The sequence below is a fragment of the Bradyrhizobium sp. genome (assembly GCF_049586575.1).
In the GTDB taxonomy this organism is placed as follows: domain Bacteria; phylum Pseudomonadota; class Alphaproteobacteria; order Rhizobiales; family Xanthobacteraceae; genus Bradyrhizobium.
Window position 1 is genome coordinate 1 of record NZ_JBAVCF010000175.1, and the last position, 1,656, is coordinate 1,656.

At 62.1% G+C, this 1,656-nt stretch carries 1 protein-coding gene and 1 pseudogene; both read right to left on the minus strand.

What is annotated here, in order from left to right; translation table 11 throughout:
- Nucleotides 1-178 precede the first annotated feature (178 nt).
- A complete protein-coding gene (locus tag WB528_RS06820) occupies nt 179-1,303 on the minus strand; it encodes an LLM class flavin-dependent oxidoreductase (RefSeq protein WP_423887662.1) in 1,125 nt (374 codons plus the stop codon).
- Between the two features lie 13 nt (nt 1,304-1,316).
- Nucleotides 1,317-1,656, minus strand: a pseudogene (locus WB528_RS06825) (LLM class flavin-dependent oxidoreductase); the annotation flags it as partial.

Consider the following 1,656-nt stretch of genomic DNA (forward strand, 5'->3'; position numbering starts at 1 on the left):
GAATAGACGTCGTCAGGGCCGCGCACCACCACGCCGTCTACGTCCTTGTTGGTCAGCCCGGCGTCGTCGAGCGCATTCTTGATGGCTTCTTCCAGCAGCGCCAGCGAATTGAGGCCGACCTGGCCGAGCCGGCTCTTCCCGGTGCCGACGATGGCATATTTGTCGCGCAGCACATTCATTACCGTGTCTCCGATGTCTTATGGCCGGCGCGGAGCTTTAAGCGTTCCAGGCGCGGCAGGACTTCATCACGCAGGATCGGCATTTCCTGCACATAATTGACGAGGATCAGCGCCATGCCGTCGAGCCCGGCTTCCGACAGTCGCAGGAATTTCTCCGCGACCTCATCGTAGCTCCCGATGACCGGAAAGGTCGCGCCACCGCCGATCACGCGTTCCTTCATCCGACGCATGATGTCCGGCGACAGCGATTGCGAGCCGCCCGCGGCGCGCTTGGCGATGATCTGCTCTGCGGCCTCCCAGTCGCCCTTCTCGCGCACCAGATAATGGTAGTACTCCTCGGTTTCTTTGGCGGTGCGCCGGCACAACAGGTGGCCGCTGGCATAGAGCCCGCATTTGTCAGCGCCGGGGACCGCACGTACCTGCGCAACATCTGAGGCGATGGTGTCTTCTTCCGTGATCACCATGAACAGACAGTCGGTGTAGTTCACCGCGAAGGCGCGGCCGGCCGGTGACGAACCGGCACTCATCAGCAGCGGCCGCCCGTTGCCCCATGGCTTCGGTTTTCCCTCGACGTTTTTAAGGCTGAAATATTTGCCGTGATAATCGAACGGCGCGGTTTCGGCATAGATTTTATCGAGGATCGTGACCCATTCGGCCGAATAGGCATAACGCTCGTCGTGGTCGCGCAGTTGCACGCCGAACATCGCGAACTCCTCGACGTTCCAGCCCGAAACGATATTGATGCCGAAGCGCCCACTGCCAACATGATCGGCGGTCACAATCGACTTGGCGGCGAACACCGGATGCACCAGCGGCACGTGGATGGTCGCGAAAGCGACGATCTCATCGGTGGCGGCAAGGAGTGCCGACGCCCACGACAAGGTCTCAAAGGTAGTGCCCTGGCGGTCGGTCTGACCGCCATAGCCGAGCCAGCGCGCGATCGGCAGCAGAAACTCCAAGCCGGCTTCGTCGGCGAGCCGGGCCGCTTCGAGATTTTCCTCCCAGCCTGCCTGCCAGCGTTCCGGGGCGGTGGTCGCGAACGAGCCAGAGCAGTTCATGCCGAACAGCCCCAGCTTGAAGCGGTTCGCGTTCTGCATGCGCGTCGTGCGGGTCGGAGGCGGCATTGACGTCATATCGCTAGTGCAATGGCTGGCGCAGGCCCAGCCGTTCGAGCCGCGGCAGGACTTCGTCGCGAATGATCGGCATTTCCTGCACGTAGTTCACGGTGGCGATCGCCATGCCGTCAAGGCCGGCATCGGCGAGACGTTTAAACGTCGCCGCCACTTCGTCATAGCTGCCGATGACTGGAAAGGTGCCGCCACCGCTGATGAAGCGTTCCATCATGGCGCGCAGGCGCTCCTGCGGCAGCGAGCGCCCGTCCCCGGCGATGCGGTTTCGGATCACCGCTTCCTCCGCCTCCCAATCGCCATTCTCGTGAACCACGTAATGGTAATATTCCTTTGTCTCCTTCGGCGTT

What these genes read in the sequence shown, in the direction of transcription:
- WB528_RS06820 (WP_423887662.1), bottom strand. Translation starts at nt 1,303, where the DNA reads ATGCCGCCTCCGACCCGCACGACGCGCATGCAGAACGCGAACCGCTTC.